Origin of the sequence: Streptomyces gilvus (genome assembly GCF_022513565.1) — a bacterium.
In the GTDB taxonomy this organism is placed as follows: Bacteria; Actinomycetota; Actinomycetes; order Streptomycetales; family Streptomycetaceae; genus Streptomyces; species Streptomyces gilvus.
This window is the reverse complement of sequence record NZ_JAKWBE010000023.1, coordinates 18699-37203: the sequence shown is the minus strand read 5'-3', so window position 1 is coordinate 37203 and position 18505 is coordinate 18699. Positions and strand designations below refer to the sequence as shown.

The following is an 18505-nucleotide window of genomic DNA, read 5'->3' as shown; positions in this document are numbered from 1 at the left end:
GTCAGCTCCTCAGCAGCAGTGCGGACGTCGGGACTCCCTCACCGGCGGTGACCAGGCAGGTGGCGGCGTCCGGGACCTGGGCGGTGCTGGTGCCGCGCAGCTGCCGTACGCCCTCGTTGACGAGGTTGAAGCCGTGGACATAGGCCTCGCTGAGCCCGCCGCCACCGGTGTTGAGCGGCAGCCGGCCGCCGATCTCCAGGGCGCCCTGCTCGGTGAACGCCCCGCCCTCGCCGCGCGCGCAGAAGCCGTAGCCCTCCAGGGAGAGCGGGATGAGCGCGGTGAACGCGTCGTAGATCTGGGCGACATCGACGTCCTGCGGGGTGAAGTCGGCGTGCTTCCACAGGTGTCGGGCGGCGGCCCAGGCGGGGCCGGTGAGCGGGTCGTCGTTCCAGTAGTTGACCATGCCGTGGTGCTGGGCGGGCAGGCCCTGGGCTGCCGAGTGCACGTACACGGGGGTCTGCCGGCAGTCGCGGGCGCGCTCGGCGCTGACGAGGACGCAGGCCAACGCCCCGTCCGTCTCCAGGCAGTTGTCGAAGAGGCACAGCGGCTCGCTGATCCAGCGGGCGGTCATGTACATCTCGCGGGTCAGGGGCCGTTCGTACATCACGGCGGCGGGGTTCTGGTTCGCCCGGTTGCGGCAGGCGAGCGCGACGTTGAACAGGTGGTCCCGGGTGGCGCCGTACTCGTGCATGTAGCGGCGGGTGAGCATGGCTATCTCGTCGGTGGGGCGGAGCAGTCCGAAGGGGCGGGTCCACTGGGCCGGAGTGGGGAGCTGGACGGTGGTGTTGGTCCAGGGGCGGGGGCCCGAACCGCGCTTGCGGGAGCGCCAGGCGACCCCGACGGTCGCCTGTCCGGAGGCGATGGCGGCGGCGAGATGCGCGACGGTGGCGCACGAACCGCCGCCCCCGTAGCCCACCTTGCTGAAGAAGGTCAGGTCCCCGAAGCCGACGGCCTTCGCCAGCTCCACCTCGTCCGTCTCCTCCATGGTGTACGAGGCGAGCGCGTCGACCTCGCCGGGCGCGATCCCGGCGTCGTCGAGGGCGGCGAGGACGGCACGGCAGGCGAGGGTTCTCTCGTCCTCCTCCAGATGCTTGGCGAACGGTGTCTGTCCTATGCCGACGATCGCGGTGGCGTCCTTGATTCCGCCCATGCCGGTGCACCTCCGCATGCTGTCCCCTGAGCTGACAGACCGTCAGGTTACCGCTAATCTGACGGTCAGTCAGCTAGCGGTAGGGGGCTGTTGTGCGCGGTGACGTGGAGTGGGGGACCATCCCGGGCCTGGTCCGCTCGGCCGCCGAGCGGTACGCGGACGTCGAGGCGGTGGTGGAAGGACGTGTGCGGGTGTCGTACGCGGAACTCGGCGCCCGCGTCGACCGGGCCGCCGCGGCCTGCGTGGCGAACGGGATCGCGGTCGGCGACCGGGTGGGGATCTGGGCGCCCAACTCCCTGGACTGGATGGTCGCCGCGCTGGGCGCGGTGTCGGCGGGCGCGGTGCTGGTGCCGCTGAACACCCGGTTCAAGGGCGGCGAGGCGGCGGACGTGCTGCGGCGCAGCGGGGCGCGGCTGCTGTTCGTGACCGGGACGTTCCTGGGCACGTCGTACGTGGCCTCGCTGCGCCGGGCGGCGGGGGAGGGGCCGGGGTCCGGTCCGCTGCCCGGACTCCCGGACCTGGAACAGGTCGTGGTGCTCTCGGAGGACGCCCCGGCCGACTTCCGCACCTGGAAGGACTTCCTGGCGAGCGGGGAGGGCGTGGGGGAGTGGGAGGTACGGGCGCGCGCCGCGCTGCTGTCCCCGTCCATGCCCTCCGACATCATCTTCACGTCCGGGACGACGGGCCGCCCCAAGGGCGCGGTCATCACGCACGCGCAGACCCTGCGGGGCTACGAGATCTGGAGCGATCTCGCGGGCCTGGAGCGGGGCGACCGCTACCTCATCGTGAACCCCTTCTTCCACACCTTCGGCTACAAGGCCGGGGTGATCGCGTGCCTGATGCGGGGCGCGACGATGATCCCGCAGCCGGTGTTCAACGTGGACACGGCCCTCGCCAACATCGCGGCGGAGCGCGTCTCGGTCCTGCCGGGCCCGCCGACCCTGCACCAGTCGCTCCTGGACCACCCCGCCCGGGACGCCCACGACCTGTCCGCCCTGCGGCTGGTGGTGACGGGCGCGGCGGTCGTGCCGCTGCGGCTGGTGGAGCGGCTGCGCGGCGAACTCGGCGTCGGCACGGTCCTGACCGCCTACGGCCTGTCCGAGGCGAGCGGCATCGTCACGATGTGCCGCCGGGGCGACGAACCGACGGTGATCGCGTCCACGTCGGGGCGGGCGATACCCGGCACGGAGGTGCGGGTCGAGGCGCCGGTCGGGAAGCCCGGGGAGGTCCTGGTCCGGGGCTTCAACGTGATGCGTGGCTACTACGAGGACGAGGCCGCGACCGCCGAGGTCCTGACGGAGGACGGCTGGCTGCGCACCGGCGACGTCGGCGTGCTCGACGCGGCCGGCAACCTCCGTATCACCGACCGCATCAAGGACATGTTCATCGTCGGCGGCTTCAACGCGTACCCGGCGGAGATAGAGCAACTGCTGGGCCTGCACCCCGACGTGGCTGACGTGGCCGTCATCGGCGTCCCGGACCCGAGGCTGGGCGAGGTCGGGAAGGCGTACGTGGTGCGGCGGCCGGGGTCCGTCCTCACCGCCGACGATTTGATCGCCTGGGCGAGGCGCGAGATGGCGAACTACAAGGTCCCGCGGTCGTTGGAGTTCGTGGCCGAGCTGCCGCGGAACGCGAGCGGGAAGGTGGTGAAGGGGAAGTTGCGCAGGGCTGGTATCACCGGATAGCGTGGGTTGGTATCTGCTGATACCATCCCGGCATGGCCAAGACGCAGATCAACATCCGCATGGACGACGAGACGGCGGAGATGGCCCGCCAGGCCGCAGCCACGAGGCGGATACCCGTCAACGAGTATGTCGAGCAGCTCATCAGGGACGACAACGAGCACCTGCGCGCCGTGTTCATGGCCGCCGCGCAGGAAGTGCTCGATGAGTACGGCGATCTCATCGATGAGATCGAGGGGGAAACCGGGCCGTGAATCTCAACGTGGACCTCGCCTGGATCCTGGAGGTCGCGCAGCGGGCGGGTCAGGAGGACCCTGCCATCGACGACTACGGCGTTCCCGTGGCCGCGGTCGAGCGTCATCGGGCGGTGCTGGTCGGGCAGGAGGTCTACCAGGGGGTGCATGCGAAGGCGGCGGCCCTGGCGCATTCGCTGAGGCGTATGCGCTGGCTGGAGCGTTCGAACCTGCGGGTGGCCGTTGCCGTCGCTCATGCGTATCTGACCGCCGCCGGGGTCCCGGTCAAGCTCGATCAGCAGCGGGTTTCCGCGCTGGCGCGGGAGCTCAAGCGGCCGGAGAGCACGGTGCGCAGTGTGGCGGCCGTCCTCAAGGAGTGGACCGTGTGACGACGGGAACGACTCGGCCGCGGCAGCTCCCCTCCGGGCTGCCGCGGCCGTTCCCCGTCGGGGTGGTGGTCGTCAGGCCTTCTCGTCGGTGACGTGGATGTTGTCCGTCGTCACCTTGCCCGAGTCCTTCGCGGTGGCCGTGAGCGGCTCGTCCGTGACGTGGATGTTGGCCGGGGTCACCTCGGCGCCGGCCGGCTCGTCGGTGACGTGGATGTTGTCGGTGGTGTTCTCGTCGCTCATCTGGTGCTCCCCTGAAAGGCTCGTGCGGTGGATGGACGAGACCCGCCCGGCAGCTCCCCCGAGAACCGCCGGACGGATCCTGAGGCCGGTTCACCTTAGGGCCCGTCCGACAATTCCCGTCCGCCGCCCCCACGCCTGGCACGCTCGCGCGCTCTCCCCCGCGCGGACAACCTCGCGCGAGGGACCCCCATGGCGCCGCGCGGCCCGACCCCCGGGCGTACGACGGGAATTGCCGGACAGGCCCTGGAGCCCGCCCCCGTGCCGTTCCGTCTGCCCCCCGACGCGACGGCCCGGCACAAGTGAGAGTGCACCAGGGCGATAAACGAACGATGAACGCCCGTTCAGGCGACCGACGCCGGGGTCAGCAGGGCCCGGACCTCGTCCGCCTCCGGGGCGCCCAGCGCCTCGAAGATCTCCAGTGCCTCCCGCCAGCACACCTGCGCCCGGTCCAGCTGGCCGATGCCGTTGAGGGCACGTCCGAGCACGGTGAGGACGTTGCCCCGCCGCCACTCGCCGCCGATGCCCCGCAGCAGCGTCAGCGCGGTCTCCGCGTCCGCCGCCGCCTGCGCGGGCCGCCGGGCCGCGAGGTCCAGCTCGGCGAGCCGGAAGAGGGTCATCCCCTCCCACAGTCGCTGCCTGCTCTCCCGGAACACCTCGAGTGCCAGCTGCAGGCACCGGGTGGCCTCCGCCAGCTTCCCGCTGCGGGTGAGCGCGAGCCCCAGCGCGTACCGCCCGTTGGCGCCCTTCAGCGCGTGCCCCATGTCGTCGTACATCGCGGTGCCCCGCCGGGCCAGCGCGACGGCCTCGTCCGTGCGGCCGGTCGCCAGATAGGTCCGCGACAGGTTGCACAGCGCGCTCGCCTCGCCCGAACGGTCGCCCACGGTACGGAAGTTCTCGATGGCCTGGCGGAAGTACCGCTCGGCCTCGTCGTGCCGGCTCTGGTACATCGCGATCGCGCCGAGGATGTTGTACGACCAGCAGCCGCCCAGCGGATCACCGGCCCCGCCCCCGGTCAGCTCCCTCGCCCGCCCGGCCTCCTCGTCGGCCAGGTCGAACCGGCCGGTGATGCTGTGCGCGTACGCCAGCGAGATCAGCGCCCGGGCCTCCGCGCGCGGGTCCCCGGCCTCCCGCGCCGCCTCGCGCAGCGCCGAGGCGACCGCCTCGTACTCCTTGGAGTTGGTCCCCGACTCGGCCAGGTCGACCGCCGCCCACAGCACGTCGACGGCGTGCCCGATCATCCCCGGGTGCGCGGACTGCCGTACGCAGGCCAGCAGGGAGACCGCCTCCGAGTACAGCCAGTCCTGGGCCGCGTGCCGGTCGGAGAAGGTCAGCCCCGGGTACTCCGGTGCGGCCAGGTGGTCCACCAGCCGGTCCCCGGGCCGCTCGATCAGATAGACCCCGCCGACGGTGGCCAGGTAGAAGTCCAGCAGCCGCGACAGCGCCGCCGTGCGCTCGCTGGGCGGCCACTCGTCCCGCTCGGCGCACGCACGCGCGTAGAGCCGTACGAGATCGTGGTACCGGTAGCGGCCGGGCGCCGCCGACTCCAGCAGCGAGGTGTCGACAAGGGACTCCAGCAGGTCCTCGGTCTCCTCGGCCGGCAGGTCCAGCACCGCCGCCGCCGCGGCGAGCGAGATGTCCGGGCCGTCCGCGAGGCCCAGCAGCCGGAACGCCCGCTGCTGGGCCGGCTCCAGCTGGCCGTAGCCCAGCTCGAAGGTGGCCTTGACCGCGAGGTCGCCGGCCTGCAGCTCGTCCAGGCGCCGGCGTTCGTCGCCCAGCTTGGCGGCCAGTACCGAGACGGTCCAGGTGCGGCGGGCCGCCAGCCGCGAGGCCGCGATCCGGATCGCCAGCGGCAGGAACCCGCACGCGGCCACCACGTCCAGCGCGGCCTCGCGCTCGGCGGCCACCCGCTCCGCGCCGACGATCTTCGTGAAGAGGGCCAGCGCCTCCTCGGGGGACATCACGTCCAGGTCGACGAGATGGGCGCCGGCCAGGTCGACCATCCGCACCCGGGAGGTCACCAGCGCCGCGCAGCCCTCGGTGCCCGGCAGCAGCGGCCGCACCTGCGCCGCGTCCCGGGCGTTGTCCAGCAGGACCAGCACCCGGCGCCCGTCCAGCACCGACCGGTACAGCGCCGCGCGCTCGTCCAGGGAGTCCGGGATCGCGGAGTCCACCGTGCCGAGGGCGCGCAGGAAGGAGCCGAGGACCGTCTCCGGTTCGGCCGGCCGGGGGCCGGCGCCCTGCAGGTCGACGTACAGCTGTCCGTCCGGGAAGGCCGTCCGCGCCTGGTGGGCCACGTGCACGGCGAGGGTCGTCTTGCCGACGCCCCCGATGCCGGCCAGCGCCGAGACCGCCATCACCCGGCCCTCCGCCGAGGCCAGCACCTCGCCCAGCTCCGTCACGAAGGCCGCGCGGCCGGTGAAGTCCGGGACGGTTGCGGGAAGTTGCGCGGGGCGTACGGGGACGGCGGCGGGCTCGGCCTGCGGGGCGGAGGGCTCCGCGAGACCCGGGTCCGCCCGCAGGATCCGCTGCTGGAGTTCGCTGAGGCCCGGGCGGGGGTCGACGCCCAGTTCCTCGGCGAGCAGCCGGCGGGTGTCGGCGTAGACGGCGAGCGCCTCCGCCTGCCGCCCGCTGCGGTACAGGGCGAGCATCAGCAGCTCCCGCGGCCGTTCCCGCAGCGGATGCGCCGCCGTCAGCGCCGTCAGCTCGGAGACGGCCTCCGCGTGGCAGCCCTGCTCCAGGTCCATGTCCAGCCGGGATTCCAGCAGTTGCAGCCGCCACTCCTCCAGCCGCACGCGCTGCGCCTCGGCGTACGGCCCCGGCACCCCCGCCAGCGTCTCCCCGTCCCACAGCGCGAGCGCCCGGCCCAGCACCTCCCGCGCATGGCACAGGTCCCCGGCGGCCCGCGCCTTCTCCGCCTCGGCCGCCAGCTCCTGGGCGACCGCGAGGTCCAGCGCGCCCTCGCCGAGCCCGCGCACCGCGTACCCGCCGGACTCGCTGACCAGGACCCCCGGGTCGAGCACCTTGCGCAGTCGGGAGGCGTACGTGCGCAGCGCCGCCAGCGCCTGGGAGGGCGGCTCCTCGCCCCACAGGGCGTCGATCAGCTCGGCGGCGGTGGCGGTACGGCCCTCGCGCAGCAGCAGGGCGGCCAGCAGGGCGCGTTGTTGCGGTGAGCCGGTGTTCAGGGCCTCGTCGCCGCGCCGGGCACGCACCGGGCCGAGCACGCCGAAGCACAGTGCCGTCGGCTCAGCCGAGCCGGGGCGCCTCTGCTCCGGCACCCGCGGTACATCGTCCATCGCCGTCCCCCTAGACCCCTGTGAGCAACTCCGTCAGTTTGCCTTGTTCCCGGCGGATCCGGCAGCCGTGGAGAGCTCCGTCACAGCCGGGCGCGCGGGATCTCACCAAGCCCTCACCTCTCCTCCCCACTCGGCAACCCCCACCCCAGGGAGCTGACGGGTCGTCAGATCGGCGCTACCGTGAGCGCCATGGACTCCGAACTGACGCTCCCTCAGATCATCTCCGTCGACGACCACACCGTGGAACCGCCGGGCGTCTGGCAGGACCGGCTCCCGAAGAAGTACCTGGACGTCGGCCCCCGCATCGTGCGCGCCCCGCTGAAGGAGATCAGCTTCCTCGGCGGCCGCTTCAAGCCCGTGATGGGCGCCCCCGGCGACGACGGCCCGATCGGCGACTGGTGGCTGTACGAGGACCTCCAGCGCCCGCTGACCCGCCTGGACACCGCCGTCGGCTACAGCAGGGACGAGATCAAGCTCGAGGTCATCACGTACGAGCAGATGCGCCCGGGGTCGTACGACGTCCCGCAGCGGCTGGCCGACATGGACGTCAACCACGTCCAGTCCGCCGTCTGCTTCCCGACCTTCCCGCGCTTCTGCGGCCAGACCTTCACCGAGGCCGCGGACCACGAGCTGGGGCTGCTGTGCGTGCGGGCGTACAACGACTGGATGGTGGAGGAGTGGTGCGGGCCGAAGGCCAATGGCCGCCTCATACCGCTGACCCTCATCCCCCTGTGGGACGCCGAGCTCGCGGCCGCCGAGGTCCGCCGCAACGCGGCCCGCGGGGTCCGCGCGGTCGCCTTCTCGGAGATACCCCCGCACCTCGGGCTGCCCTCCGTCCACTCCGACGCCTGGGACCCCTTCCTCGCCGCCTGCGACGAGACCGGCACGGTCGTCGCCATGCACATCGGCTCCAGCAGCCGTATGCCCTCCACCTCCAAGGACGCCCCGCCGGCGGTCGGTTCGACGATCACCTTCGCCAACTGCTGCTTCTCGATGGTCGACTGGCTGATGAGCGGCAAGTTCGAGCGCTTTCCGAACCTCAGGGTCATGTACGCCGAGGGCCAGATCGGCTGGATCCCGTACATCCTGGAGCGCGCGGACGTCGTCTGGGAGGAGAACCGCGGCTGGGGCGGGGTCGCCGACAAGGTGCACCGGCCGCCGTCCGAACTGTTCGCCGAGCATGTCTACGGCTGCTTCTTCGACGACGCCTTCGGCCTGAGGAACCTCGACTCGATCGGCCTCGGCAACGTCCTGTACGAGACCGACTACCCGCACTCCGACTCCACCTGGCCCAAGTCCCGCGAGGTCGGCGAGGCGCAGATGGGCCACCTGGACGCGGACGTGGTGGAGCGGATCGTCCGCGGCAACGCCATCGACCTGCTGGGGCTCACCCCCGAAGGGCTCTGGCGGCCATGAGCGCCCTGGCGTACGGGATCCAGCTGCCCGTCCAGTCCCAGAGCACGATCTACGCCGAGCCCTGGGAGGCCACGGCCGGCCCCGCCGACCTGGTCGCCGTCGCCCGCGCGGCCGACCGCGCCGGCTTCGACTACATAGCGAGCTGCGACCACGTGGCCATCCCACGGCGTCTCGCCTCCGCGATGAGCACGGTCTGGTACGACCCCGTCGCCACCCTCGCCTTCCTGGCGGGCGTGACGGAACGCGTCCGCCTGCTCAGCCACGTGGCCGTCGTGGGCCTCCGACACCCCCTGCTGACGGCCAAGCAGTACGCCACGCTCGACCACCTCGGCGGGGGGCGCCTGATCCTCGGGGTCGGGGCCGGGCACGTCCCGGAGGAGTTCGCGGCGCTGGGCGTCGACTTCGAGCACCGCGGGGCCGTGCTCGACGAGTCGATCGACGCCCTGCGCGCGGCCCTCGGCCCCGAGGAGTTCCCCGAACACCACGGCAAGCTCCACGACTTCGAGGGACTGGGGCAGCAGCCCAGACCGGCGCAGGAGCAGGTGCCGATCTGGGTCGGCGGTTCGTCCCCCGCCGCCGTCCGCAGGGCCGCGCTCAAGGGCGACGGCTGGCTCCCGCAGGGCGACCCCCGCGACCGCCTCCCCGAGCAGATCGCCCGGCTGCGGCGGCTGCGCGAAGAAGCCGGTGTCGAGCGCCCGTTGACCATCGGAGCCATCACCGAGCCGCTCTACGTCGGCACGCCCGCCTGGGAGGTCGGCCGCCGCACCCTGACCGGCCCCCCGGACGCGCTCGCCGAGTCCCTGCGTGCCTACCGCGCGATGGGCGTGCACCAGATCCAGGTCCGGTTCCGCTGCCGGAGCCGCACCGAACTCACCGACCAGATGGCGGCCTTCGGCGCCGAAGTAGCCACACACCTCTAGGGAGTTACCGCATGGGCAAGCTGGACGGACGTGTCGTCGTCGTCACCGGGGCGGCGCGCGGGCAGGGGGAGCAGGAGGCCCGGCTGTTCCGGGCGGAGGGCGCGGAGGTGGTCGTCGCCGACGTCCTCGACGAGCAGGGCGAGGCGCTGGCGCGGGAGATCGGCGCCCGGTACGTCCACCTCGACGTCGGCGAGGAGGCGGACTGGCAGGCGGCGGCCCGCACCGCCAAGGAGACCTACGGCCGGGTGGACGGCCTGGTCAACAACGCCGGCATCCTGCGCTTCAACGCCCTCGTCGACACGCCTCTCGACGAGTTCATGCAGGTCGTGCGGGTCAACCAGGTGGGCTGCTTCCTCGGCGTCAAGACCATGGCGCCGGTCTTGGAGGACGGCGGCACGATCGTCAACACCGCCTCCTACACGGCCGTGACGGGCATGGCGGCCGTCGGCACGTACGCCGCCACCAAGCACGCCATCCTCGGCCTCACCCGCGTCGCCGCCCTGGAACTCGCCGACCGGCGCATCCGGGTCAACGCGATGTGCCCCGGCGCGATCGACACCGCGATGTCGAACCCGGCCCAGCTGGACCCGGAGGCAGACGCGGAGGAGACGAGCCGGGCCCTGGACGAGCTGTACCGCAAGCTCGTGCCCCTCGGGCGGATCGGGAAGCCGCAGGAGGTGGCGCGGCTGGCCCTGTTCCTGACGTCGGACGACTCCTCGTACATCACGGGACAGCCCTTCGTCATCGACGGCGGCTGGCTGGCGGGAGTCAGCATCATCTGACGGGTCGTCAACTATTGACCTTTCTGACGGTACGTCAGAAAGTCATAGGACTCAGCACTCGGAATCAGCAGACTCACCTGACTTGGGACGGTGAACCGCCGTGGAATTCGGCCTCTTTGTACAGGGATACGTGGGTAAGCGCGCCGAGACCGATCCGCTCGCCGAGCACAAGGCGCTGATGGAGGAGACCGAGTACGTCATCCAGGCGGACAAGTCCGGCTTCAAGTACGCGTGGGCCTCGGAGCACCACTTCCTGGAGGAGTACTCGCACCTCTCCGCCAACGACGTGTTCCTGGGCTACCTGGCGCACGCGACGGAACGCATCCACCTGGGCTCCGGCATCTTCAACCCGCTCGCCCAGGTCAACCACCCGGTGAAGGTGGCCGAGAAGGTCGCCATGATGGACCACCTCAGCGAGGGCCGCTTCGAGTTCGGGTCCGGGCGCGGGGCCGGCTCGCACGAGATCCTCGGGTTCATCCCCGGGGTGACCGACATGAACTACACCAAGGAGATCTGGGAAGAGACCATCGCCGAGTTCCCCAAGATGTGGCTCCAGGACGAGTACGTCGGCTTCCAGGGCAAGTTCTGGCAGCTGCCGCCGCGCAAGGTCCTGCCGAAGCCGTACGGCAAGTCGCACCCGGCGATGTGGTACGCGGCCGGGTCACCTCCGTCGTACGCGATGGCCGCGAAGAAGGGGCTCGGGGTGCTGGGGTTCAGCATCCAGAAGGTGTCCGACATGGAATGGGTGCTGGAGCAGTACAAGACCGCGATCGTGAACGCGGAGCCGGTCGGGGACTTCGTCAACGACAACGTGATGGTGACGACGACCGCGATCTGCGCGCCGACCCACGCGGAGGCGATCGACATCGCGGTGCACGGGGGGCTGCACTATCTGCCCTCACTGGTGTTCCGGTACCACGACACGTTCCCTCGTCCCGAGGGGTTCCCGGTGTGGCCGGAGACGCTGCCGGAGTACACGCCGGAGTTCGTGGAGCTGCTGATCGAGGAGGAGCTGCTGATCTGCGGCGACCCGGACGAGGTGCTCACGCAGTGCAAGCGGTGGGAGCAGGCGGGGGCGGACCAGTTGAGCTTCGGGTTGCCGGTGGGGGTGCCGAAGGAGGAGACGTTGCAGACGATTCGGTTGATCGGGGAGCACGTGATTCCGAAGATCGACACGGATCCTGTCCATCGGACGTCGCGGTTCCGGGCGGCCGGCTGATCGCCGTCGCGGGGTGCGGGTGTGTGGGGGCTGGTCGCGCCCGCGCGGCGGAGCCGCACATCGACACAGCGGCACATCGACACAGCCCCGCGCCCCTTCAGGTCGGACATGTCCCCGCAAGTGAAAAGGGAGCCCCCATGCTTGATCACGTCATCAAGGGTGCGACCGTCGTGGACGGGACGGGTGCGCCCGGTTTCAGGGCCGACGTCGGTGTACGGGACGGGCGTATCGCTGTCGTCGGTGAGGTCACCGAGGAGGCGCGGACCACTGAGGACGCGTCCGGGCTCGTCCTCGCGCCCGGGTTCGTCGATCCGCACACCCACTATGACGCCCAGCTGTTCTGGGATCCGTACGCGACGCCCTCCCTCAACCACGGCGTCACCACCGTCGCCGCCGGGAACTGTGGGTTCACGCTGGCGCCGCTCAATCCCGATCGGCCCGAGGACGCCGACTACACGCGGCGGATGATGTCCAAGGTCGAGGGGATGTCGTTGGTGGCGTTGGAGGAGGGGGCGCCGTGGAGTTGGCGGTCCTTCGGGGAGTACCTGGACGCCCTTGAGGGGCGGATCGCCGTCAACGCCGGGTTCATGGTGGGGCATTGCGCGCTGCGGCGGCATGTCATGGGGCCGGACGCGGTCGGGGGGCAGCCCAGTGCGGAGCAACTGGGTGAGATCGTACGGCTGTTGCACGAGGCGATGGACGCGGGGGCCTGGGGGTTCTCCACCACGCAGTCCTCGACCCACTCCGACGGCGACGGACAGCCCGTGGCCTCCCGGCACGCGAAGCCGGCGGAGCTGCTGGCGCTGTCGCGGGCCGTGGGGGAGCACGAGGGGACGCAGATCGAGGCGATCGTCGCCGGGTGCCTGGACCAGTTCAGCGACGCCGAGATCGAACTGTTCGCGGAGATGAGCGCGGCGGCCGGGCGGCCGCTGAACTGGAACGTGCTGACCATCGACGCGTCCGTCCCCGAGCGCGTGCCCCGGCAGCTGCAGGCGAGCGAGCAGGCGCGGAAGGCCGGCGGCCGGGTCGTCGCGCTGACCATGCCGATCCTCACGCCCATGAACATGTCCCTGGGTACCTTCTGCGCGCTGAACCTGATCCCGGGATGGGGCCCGATCCTGGGGCTTCCGGTGCCGGAGCGCATCGCGCGGCTGAGGGACCCGGCCGTGCGCGCCGAGATGCTGCGGCGTGCCGGGTCCAAGGAGGCGGGCGTCTTCCGGCGGCTCGCGGACTTCGGGCGGTACGTCATCGGCGACACCTACAGCGAGGCGAACCGCGGGCTGACCGGCCGGGTGGTGCGGGACATCGCGGCGGAGCGGGGGCAGGACCCGTTCCAGTGCCTGGTGGAGATCTGCGCCGCCGACGAGCTGCGTACGGTCCTGTGGCCCATGCCGACCGACAACGACCCGGCGTCCTGGGCCCTGCGCGCCGAGACCTGGCAGCACGAGGACGTGCTGCTGGGCGGGTCCGACGCCGGGGCGCACCTGGACCGGATGTGCGGGGCGCCGTACACCACCCGCTTCCTCGGCGACTGTCTGCGCGGACGCAGGCTGGTGGGGCTGGAGCAGGCGGTGAAGATGCTGACGGACGACCCGGCGCGGCTCTTCGGCCTGCGCGAGCGGGGCCGGGTGGCGGAGGGCTTCCATGCGGACCTCGTGCTCTTCGACCCGGAACGGATCGGCGCGGCCTCGGCCACCCTGGTGCACGACCTGCCGGGTGACAGTCCGCGGCTGGACGCCAAGGCCCTCGGGGTGCGGGCCGTGTGGGTCAACGGGGTCGAGGCGATCCGGGACGACGTGGTGAGCGGCGCCGTACCGGGGAAGGTGCTGCGATCCGGGCGGGACACCAGGACGGTGAGCACCCGGTGAGCGACATGGCCGACGGGCAGCGGCTGTTCGTCGGGGGGCGCTGGGTCGAGCCGGACGGCGGGTACTACGCCGTCGTCGACCCGGCGACGGAGGAGACCGTCGGGTGGGCTCCGGAGGCCTCGCGGGATCAGGTGCACGCGGCCTGCGCCGCGGCCCGCGAGGCCTTCGGGCCGTGGTCGAGGACCCCGCCGGAGGAACGGGCGGCGGTCCTCGGCCGGGCCGCGGACATCATCGGCAGCCGCTTCGTGGCGTACGCCGAGCTGGCGCAGGCGGAGACCGGGGCGACCACCGGGACGGCGCGGGCGATGCAGGTCGGGGTGGGCGTGGCCCGGTTCCGGCGGTACGCGCGCGTGGAGCCCGCCGAGTGGGCGATCCCGCCGCAGATCAACGAGGCCGGGCCGATGGGGCGCGCGGGGGTGTTCGGTGCGCTCGCCGTGCGGCAACCGGTGGGGGTGGTCACCTGCATCACCTCGTACAACAACCCGTGGGCCAACCCGGCCGGGAAGGTCGCGCCCGCCCTGGCCATGGGCAACACGGTGGTGGTGAAGCCCGCCCCGCAGGACCCCCTGTCGGTCTACCGGATGGCGGAGGCGCTGGAGGCGGCGGGCGTGCCGCGGGGCGTGGTGAACGTCGTGTCCGGGCGGTCGGTGGCCGTCGGCGAGGCGGCGGTGGAGTCGGCCGACGTCGACATGGTGAGCTTCACCGGGTCGACGGCGGTGGGGCAGCGCATCGGCGAGGTGTGCGGACGGTCGATGAAGCGGCAGTTGATGGAGCTGGGCGGGAAGGGCGCGGCGGTCGTCTTCGACGACGCGGACGTCGCCTCGGCGGTGGCCGGGATCGGCACGACCTTCTCCTTCTACAGCGGCCAGATCTGCACCGCACCGACGCGGGTGCTGGCGCAGCGCGGGGTGTACGACCGCCTGGTGGACCAACTGGCCGCGTACGCGGGCCGGTTGAAGGTGGGTGACCCGAGGGAGCCGGACACCGTGGTCGGTCCGGTGATCTCCGCGGCCCACCGGGACCGGGTGGAGTCGTACGTCGAACTGGGCCGCAAGGAGGGCGCGGTGGTGGTCGCGGGTGGCGAACGCCCGTCACTCGACCGGGGTTTCCACGTCTCCCCGACGCTCCTCGCCGACTGCACGAACGACATGCGGGTGGCCCGCGAGGAGATCTTCGGCCCGGTGGTCGTCGTCATCCCCTTCGACGAGGAGGACGAGGGCGTCGCCCTGGCCAACGACAGCGACTACGGGCTCATCGACTACGTCTGGTCGGGGGACGTGGCGAGGGCGTTCCGGGTGGCCCGGCGGCTGCGGGCGGGGGGCGTGGGCGTCAACACGGTCGGCCGCAACATGGAGGCCCCGTTCGGCGGCTTCAAGCGGAGCGGGGTCGGCCGCGACGTGGGCTCGTACGCCCTGCACGCGTACGGGGAGGTGCAGTCGATCGTGTGGGGTTTCACGTAGTGGCCCTCCTGGTCGATTCGGTCATCCCCGGTCCAGATCCACCCGCACAGTCAACAACCCGGCCCCGATCGCCCGTACCGCCACGCTGTTCAGGGAGCGGAGGGCGCGCAGGCGGGCTACGGGGTCGTCGTCGGGGAGGAGGTGGGCGGTGCCGGTGTGCCAGCGGCCGCGGATGCGGACCCGCACCCTCGGGTCGGCCTTGATGTTGCGGATGTACTGAGCGCGCTCCCCGAACTCCGACACCATCCAGAACGAGTCCCCGACCCGCCGCCCGCCGACCGGGGTACGGCGGGGGAGTCCGGAGGTGCGGCCGGTCGTCTCCAGCACCGTCTGGAGCGGCAGGCGGCGCATGATCGGGTTGAGCCGGCGCTGGAAGGCGGTGGCGAGCCGGTACCTGCTCTCGTGGTCACGGGTCATGTTCGTGGATCTCCGTCTCGTCGTGGTTCTGATGCTCTTCAATGTCTCTCACGCCGGATCGGACAGCCGGTGGAGCTGCGAACGCCTGAACGATGAGAGACGGTGGCCCCATGCGCATCGCGACCTGGAACCTGTGGTGGCGCTTCGGGCCCTGGGCCGAGCGGCAGAAGGCCGTTCTCGCCGTCCTGCACGACCTGCGGCCCGACGTCGTGGGCCTGCAGGAGGTGTGGGCCGAGGGCGACGACAACCTCGCGGGATGGCTCGCGGACGAACTCGACATGCACTGGACCTGGGCCCCCTCGCCCGCCTCCGACCGCTGGCAGCGGCGCATCGGCCGGACGGGCGTCGAGATCGGCAACGCCGTGCTCAGCCGCTGGCCGCTGGTGGAGCGGGACGTGCTCCACCTCCCCGCCCCCGAGGACGTCGACGACGGCCGCATCGCCCTCTACGCGCGCGTGGCCGCCCCGGGCCACCAAGTGCCCTTCTTCTCAGCCCACTTGACCTCCCACCACACGGCCTCGGCGATCCGCTGCCGCCAGGTCACCGCCCTCGCCGGATTCGTCGCGGCACACCGGGGCCGCACCGACTTCCCGCCCGTCGTCACGGGTGACTTCAACGCCGGCCCCGACTCCGACGAGATCCGCCTGTTCCGCGGCGCGGACACCTTCTCCGACGCCTGGGACCAAGCCGACCCGTCCGCCCCCTCCGCCACCCTGGACCACGCCAACCCCTACAACGGCCCGAGCCACGGCCCCGGCGCCCGCGTCGACTACATCCACATCGGTACGGACGCCTCCGGCCTCGGCACGGTGCGAAGGGCCTGGCGAGCGGGCGACGGCCCGGTCGACGGAGTCTGGCCCTCGGACCACGCGGCGGTGGCGGCGGACCTCAGGGTGTGGTGACGGGCGTGAGAGGTGTACGGGCCTTCAACGCGTCGACCAGGGCGGCGAAGGCCGCGGGGGTGACGGTGAGGACGGCTTGGGGTGGGGTGGGGCGGTCGGTGAGGTGGATGGCGGTGGGGGTGCGGGATATGTGGACGCAGGCCTCTCCCTCTTGGCAGTAGGAGGACTTCCGCCAGGCGTGCGTGGGCATTCCGGCTCCTTCACATGTTCTGGACGATGGCGAGGATCAGATCCCGGGACTTCGCCGGGCTGAGGGACATGGCTTCGACGACGTCGAGAAGCCGCCGGTACTTCTCCAGATGGGCCTCGGCGTCCAGGAGTACGGGACCGTGGAACTGGTCCAACTGCACAGTGTCCAGGGCCGGTACGGGACCGCACAGGTAGTTGATGGACTGACCCGAGCCGGGGAACGCCCCGATGTCGAACGGAAGCACCCGCAGGGTGATGTGGTCGCGTTCGCTCATGTCGAGCAGGTGGCGCAACTGCTCACGGGCCACCCGCCGGCCGCCGACCCGCATGTGCAGGGCTGCCTCATGGATCACCGTGCTGTACGGATTGGGGCGCTCCCGGAACACGAAGTCCTGGCGCTTGATCCGGTGCGAGACGCGGTGCTCGACCTCCGGCGGGGTGGGGGCCGGGATCGCGTGGCTGAAGATCTCCCGGGCGTGCTCGCTGGTCTGGAGCATGCCGGGGATGTGCGCGGTGAACGCGGTACGGACGGCGCTGGCGTGGTGCTCCAGTTCGGCGAGGGTGAGCAGTCCTGACGGCAGCACCTCGCGGTACGCGTCCCACCATTGGCCGCGGGCCTTCTCGGCCGCCATGTCGGCCAGGGCGTCGACGTAGGGCTGGTTCGTGCAGGAGTAGACGCCGGCCATCGCCCGCACACGGTCCGGACTCACGCCGAAGCGGGCCGACTCGACGTTGCTGAGTTGACCCGAACTCGTGCCGAGCAGGTGTGCGGCCTCGGTCGAGGTCAGCCCGGCCCTCTCACGGAGTTTGCGCAGCTCCGTGCCGAGCCGGACGCGTCGGGCCGTCGGCGCGGGTCTGGGCGCCATGGGACCTCCTCCTAGCGGCCGTACCGCGAGTTTGTCACCCACACGAGGGAGAAGTCGCCCAGATTCTTCGAACTCACGCAAAGCAGCTTTGCGCTCCCCCTATCGTCTTCTCCGGGCGCCCCGTCTGGAAGCGCACCGTGGGACGCCACGGCATCGACACCAGGCACCTGTCCAACTCCCCTCAGTGACCGGAGACTTCCGATGGCCACCGTATCCCCGTCCTGGAACTACACCCTGCACCTTCCGCGTGATCCACGCGCACCGGGTATCGCACGGGGCACCCTCAGACTCGTACTCGCCGCTCACGGGATGCCGGAGCTGACCCCCACCGCGGAACTGCTGGCGGCGGAGCTGCTGACCAACTCGCACTGCCACACCAAGGGCCCGTACGCCCTGCGCCTCCTGTCCTCCGAACCGGGCCGCCTCCGCGTGGCCGTATGGGACACGGACCCACGGGTCCCGCCCGGCTTCACGAACGCGGCCACCCCCGAACCCCCACCGAACGCCGAACACGGCCGCGGCATCCCCCTGGTCCGAGCCTGCGCGGACGCCTGGGGCGCGTCGGTCCTCCGCGAACTGGGCGCCTCGAAGGGCGGCAAGCTGCTGTGGGCGGAGTGCGGGGCGGGGGCGTGGTGAGCAGGAGCCCGGTGTCAGCGCGGGTCAGCCCCGTATGCTGGCCTCATTAGCCGCAGCCCGTCCCGTGGAGGTCCCGATGAGCACACCCGGCGCGGAGTACTCCGGCTATCCACCGCTTCGACCCCGGGTTTCGGTCGAGGAGCTGCTGGCCGCGAAGAACACCCAGCCGATCCGGTCCCTGGACGACCTCGCCGCCGACACCTTCGAGTCGGACGAGGAACTGGAGGAGTTCCTGGCCTTCACGTACGCCGAGCGCCACCGCGACGTCGCCTGAGCCGCCGCCGTGCAACCCGTCATCCTCGACACCGACGTCGCCTCGCTGTCCCACAAGCGCAAGCTCGCCGGCCCGCTCGCCACCAGGCTGATCGGCCGCAAGCCGCTGATCACCTTCGTGACCTTCGGCGAACTGACCAAGTGGACCGAGATCCGCCACTGGGGCGCCCGCAGCCGCCAGGAACTCGCCGACTGGCTCTCCGGCATCCCGGTCCTGCCCGGCGATGAAGCCGTCGCCGCGACCTGGGGCCGCCTGTCGGCCGCGGGCATCCAGCGCGGACACCCACGCCCGATCAACGACATGTGGATCGCGGCCTGTGCCCTCACCTACGACCTGCCGCTGGCCACGCTCAACCTCAAGGACTACGAGGACTTCCGAGCCCACCACGGCCTGCGCATCCTCGGCGCGGAGTAGCCGCTCACCGCTGGCGCAGCCGAACCCGGCTCCCAGACAGGCAGCGGCCCGTGACCAGGCTGACCGGAATCTGGCTGCTGGCGCGTCGCCTCCGACGGGGAGGGGGAGGTACCAGACACGCCACACGCTGGGACATGGACCAAGTTCCTGGCAAT

General features: G+C 71.6%; 19 protein-coding genes. 13 read left to right on the top strand and 6 right to left on the bottom strand.

From position 1 onward, the window contains the following. Position 1: 1 nt before the first annotated feature. Positions 2-1150: a lipid-transfer protein gene (locus MKW14_RS29000; protein WP_240867247.1), complete on the bottom strand. Its 1149-nt coding sequence runs from the start codon at positions 1148-1150 to the stop codon at positions 2-4. A gap of 92 nt (positions 1151-1242) precedes the next feature. Between MKW14_RS29000 and MKW14_RS28995 the strand changes: the two genes are divergently transcribed. From MKW14_RS28995 to MKW14_RS28985, 3 genes are read left to right on the top strand one after another with little or no spacing between them, the layout of a single operon-like run. After that, positions 1243-2835, top strand: coding sequence for a FadD3 family acyl-CoA ligase (locus MKW14_RS28995; protein ID WP_240867245.1), 1593 nt, complete (start codon positions 1243-1245; stop codon positions 2833-2835). A 32-nt stretch (positions 2836-2867) separates the two neighbouring features. Further along, a complete protein-coding gene (locus MKW14_RS28990) occupies positions 2868-3086 on the top strand; it encodes a hypothetical protein (protein ID WP_240867243.1) in 219 nt (72 codons plus the stop codon). Beyond that, positions 3083-3454: a fic family toxin-antitoxin system, toxin component gene (locus MKW14_RS28985; RefSeq protein ID WP_240867241.1), complete on the top strand. Its 372-nt coding sequence runs from the start codon at positions 3083-3085 to the stop codon at positions 3452-3454. The genes MKW14_RS28990 and MKW14_RS28985 overlap by 4 nt, the downstream gene beginning before the upstream one ends. Positions 3455-3526: 72 nt before the next feature. Here MKW14_RS28985 and MKW14_RS28980 read toward each other — a convergent pair whose 3' ends face one another. Together MKW14_RS28980 and afsR are read right to left on the bottom strand one after the other, a co-directional pair. Then, positions 3527-3694 carry a hypothetical protein gene (locus MKW14_RS28980; protein ID WP_240867239.1) on the bottom strand — a complete coding sequence of 56 codons (168 nt, stop codon included), beginning with the start codon at positions 3692-3694 and terminating at the stop codon, positions 3527-3529. A 341-nt stretch (positions 3695-4035) separates the two neighbouring features. Beyond that, entirely contained in the window at positions 4036-6987 is a 2952-nt protein-coding gene (gene afsR, locus MKW14_RS28975) for an SARP-family global regulator AfsR (RefSeq protein WP_240867238.1), read from the bottom strand. A gap of 189 nt (positions 6988-7176) precedes the next feature. On the opposite strand from afsR, the gene MKW14_RS28970 reads away from it, so the two are divergent. The 6 genes from MKW14_RS28970 (at position 7177) to MKW14_RS28945 (ending at position 14652) form a co-directional block, all read left to right on the top strand. Further along, on the top strand, positions 7177-8403 hold the full coding sequence (locus MKW14_RS28970) for an amidohydrolase family protein (protein ID WP_240867235.1): 1227 nt from the start codon (positions 7177-7179) through the stop codon (positions 8401-8403). After that, positions 8400-9323 carry an LLM class F420-dependent oxidoreductase gene (locus MKW14_RS28965; protein WP_240867232.1) on the top strand — a complete coding sequence of 308 codons (924 nt, stop codon included), beginning with the start codon at positions 8400-8402 and terminating at the stop codon, positions 9321-9323. Before MKW14_RS28970 ends, MKW14_RS28965 begins: the two co-directional genes overlap by 4 nt. A gap of 11 nt (positions 9324-9334) precedes the next feature. Continuing rightward, the gene (locus MKW14_RS28960) at positions 9335-10105 is read left to right on the top strand and encodes an SDR family NAD(P)-dependent oxidoreductase (protein ID WP_240867229.1); all 771 of its coding nucleotides are present in this window, start codon (positions 9335-9337) and stop codon (positions 10103-10105) included. A gap of 100 nt (positions 10106-10205) precedes the next feature. Continuing rightward, positions 10206-11324, top strand: coding sequence for an LLM class flavin-dependent oxidoreductase (locus MKW14_RS28955; protein ID WP_359015843.1), 1119 nt, complete (start codon positions 10206-10208; stop codon positions 11322-11324). Between the two features lie 137 nt (positions 11325-11461). Next, positions 11462-13192: an N-acyl-D-amino-acid deacylase family protein gene (locus MKW14_RS28950; protein ID WP_240867226.1), complete on the top strand. Its 1731-nt coding sequence runs from the start codon at positions 11462-11464 to the stop codon at positions 13190-13192. A 5-nt stretch (positions 13193-13197) separates the two neighbouring features. Beyond that, the gene (locus MKW14_RS28945) at positions 13198-14652 is read left to right on the top strand and encodes an aldehyde dehydrogenase family protein (RefSeq protein ID WP_240867481.1); all 1455 of its coding nucleotides are present in this window, start codon (positions 13198-13200) and stop codon (positions 14650-14652) included. A gap of 21 nt (positions 14653-14673) precedes the next feature. Here MKW14_RS28945 and MKW14_RS28940 read toward each other — a convergent pair whose 3' ends face one another. Further along, complete coding sequence (locus MKW14_RS28940) at positions 14674-15069, bottom strand: nitroreductase/quinone reductase family protein (protein WP_240867223.1); 396 nt, start codon at positions 15067-15069, stop codon at positions 14674-14676. Between the two features lie 110 nt (positions 15070-15179). Here MKW14_RS28940 and MKW14_RS28935 point away from each other — a divergent pair, with 110 nt between their 5' ends. After that, complete coding sequence (locus MKW14_RS28935; RefSeq protein ID WP_240867221.1) at positions 15180-15971, top strand: endonuclease/exonuclease/phosphatase family protein; 792 nt, start codon at positions 15180-15182, stop codon at positions 15969-15971. On the opposite strand, the gene MKW14_RS28930 is transcribed toward MKW14_RS28935, so the two are convergent. After that, entirely contained in the window at positions 15958-16161 is a 204-nt protein-coding gene (locus MKW14_RS28930; protein ID WP_240867218.1) for a DUF397 domain-containing protein, read from the bottom strand. The two genes, MKW14_RS28935 and MKW14_RS28930, sit on opposite strands and share 14 nt — an antisense overlap. A 10-nt stretch (positions 16162-16171) precedes the next feature. Beyond that, complete coding sequence (locus MKW14_RS28925; RefSeq protein WP_240867217.1) at positions 16172-17026, bottom strand: helix-turn-helix domain-containing protein; 855 nt, start codon at positions 17024-17026, stop codon at positions 16172-16174. 201 nt (positions 17027-17227) lie between these two features. Here MKW14_RS28925 and MKW14_RS28920 point away from each other — a divergent pair, with 201 nt between their 5' ends. The 3 genes from MKW14_RS28920 to MKW14_RS28910 all read left to right on the top strand — a co-directional run bounded on the left by MKW14_RS28920 (position 17228) and on the right by MKW14_RS28910 (position 18350). Further along, positions 17228-17662 (top strand): ATP-binding protein, encoded by a 435-nt coding sequence (locus MKW14_RS28920; protein ID WP_240867214.1) that lies wholly within the window; start codon positions 17228-17230, stop codon positions 17660-17662. A gap of 76 nt (positions 17663-17738) precedes the next feature. Beyond that, entirely contained in the window at positions 17739-17936 is a 198-nt protein-coding gene (locus MKW14_RS28915; RefSeq protein WP_240867212.1) for a hypothetical protein, read from the top strand. A 9-nt stretch (positions 17937-17945) separates the two neighbouring features. After that, complete coding sequence (locus tag MKW14_RS28910) at positions 17946-18350, top strand: type II toxin-antitoxin system VapC family toxin (protein ID WP_240867210.1); 405 nt, start codon at positions 17946-17948, stop codon at positions 18348-18350. Positions 18351-18505: the final 155 nt, after the last annotated feature.

Coding starts and splice junctions, on each gene's coding strand:
- MKW14_RS28950 (WP_240867226.1), top strand. CDS start 11,462: ATGCTTGATCACGTCATCAAGGGTGCGACCGTCGTGGACGGGACGGGT.
- MKW14_RS28915 (WP_240867212.1), top strand. CDS start 17,739: ATGAGCACACCCGGCGCGGAGTACTCCGGCTATCCACCGCTTCGACCC.
- MKW14_RS28970 (WP_240867235.1), top strand. CDS start 7,177: ATGGACTCCGAACTGACGCTCCCTCAGATCATCTCCGTCGACGACCAC.
- afsR (WP_240867238.1), bottom strand. CDS start 6,987: ATGGACGATGTACCGCGGGTGCCGGAGCAGAGGCGCCCCGGCTCGGCT.
- MKW14_RS28990 (WP_240867243.1), top strand. CDS start 2,868: ATGGCCAAGACGCAGATCAACATCCGCATGGACGACGAGACGGCGGAG.
- MKW14_RS28945 (WP_240867481.1), top strand. CDS start 13,198: ATGGCCGACGGGCAGCGGCTGTTCGTCGGGGGGCGCTGGGTCGAGCCG.
- MKW14_RS28920 (WP_240867214.1), top strand. CDS start 17,228: ATGGCCACCGTATCCCCGTCCTGGAACTACACCCTGCACCTTCCGCGT.
- MKW14_RS28980 (WP_240867239.1), bottom strand. CDS start 3,694: ATGAGCGACGAGAACACCACCGACAACATCCACGTCACCGACGAGCCG.
- MKW14_RS28965 (WP_240867232.1), top strand. CDS start 8,400: ATGAGCGCCCTGGCGTACGGGATCCAGCTGCCCGTCCAGTCCCAGAGC.
- MKW14_RS28930 (WP_240867218.1), bottom strand. CDS start 16,161: ATGCCCACGCACGCCTGGCGGAAGTCCTCCTACTGCCAAGAGGGAGAG.
- MKW14_RS28940 (WP_240867223.1), bottom strand. CDS start 15,069: ATGACCCGTGACCACGAGAGCAGGTACCGGCTCGCCACCGCCTTCCAG.
- MKW14_RS28935 (WP_240867221.1), top strand. CDS start 15,180: ATGCGCATCGCGACCTGGAACCTGTGGTGGCGCTTCGGGCCCTGGGCC.
- MKW14_RS28925 (WP_240867217.1), bottom strand. CDS start 17,026: ATGGCGCCCAGACCCGCGCCGACGGCCCGACGCGTCCGGCTCGGCACG.
- MKW14_RS28960 (WP_240867229.1), top strand. CDS start 9,335: ATGGGCAAGCTGGACGGACGTGTCGTCGTCGTCACCGGGGCGGCGCGC.
- MKW14_RS29000 (WP_240867247.1), bottom strand. CDS start 1,150: ATGGGCGGAATCAAGGACGCCACCGCGATCGTCGGCATAGGACAGACA.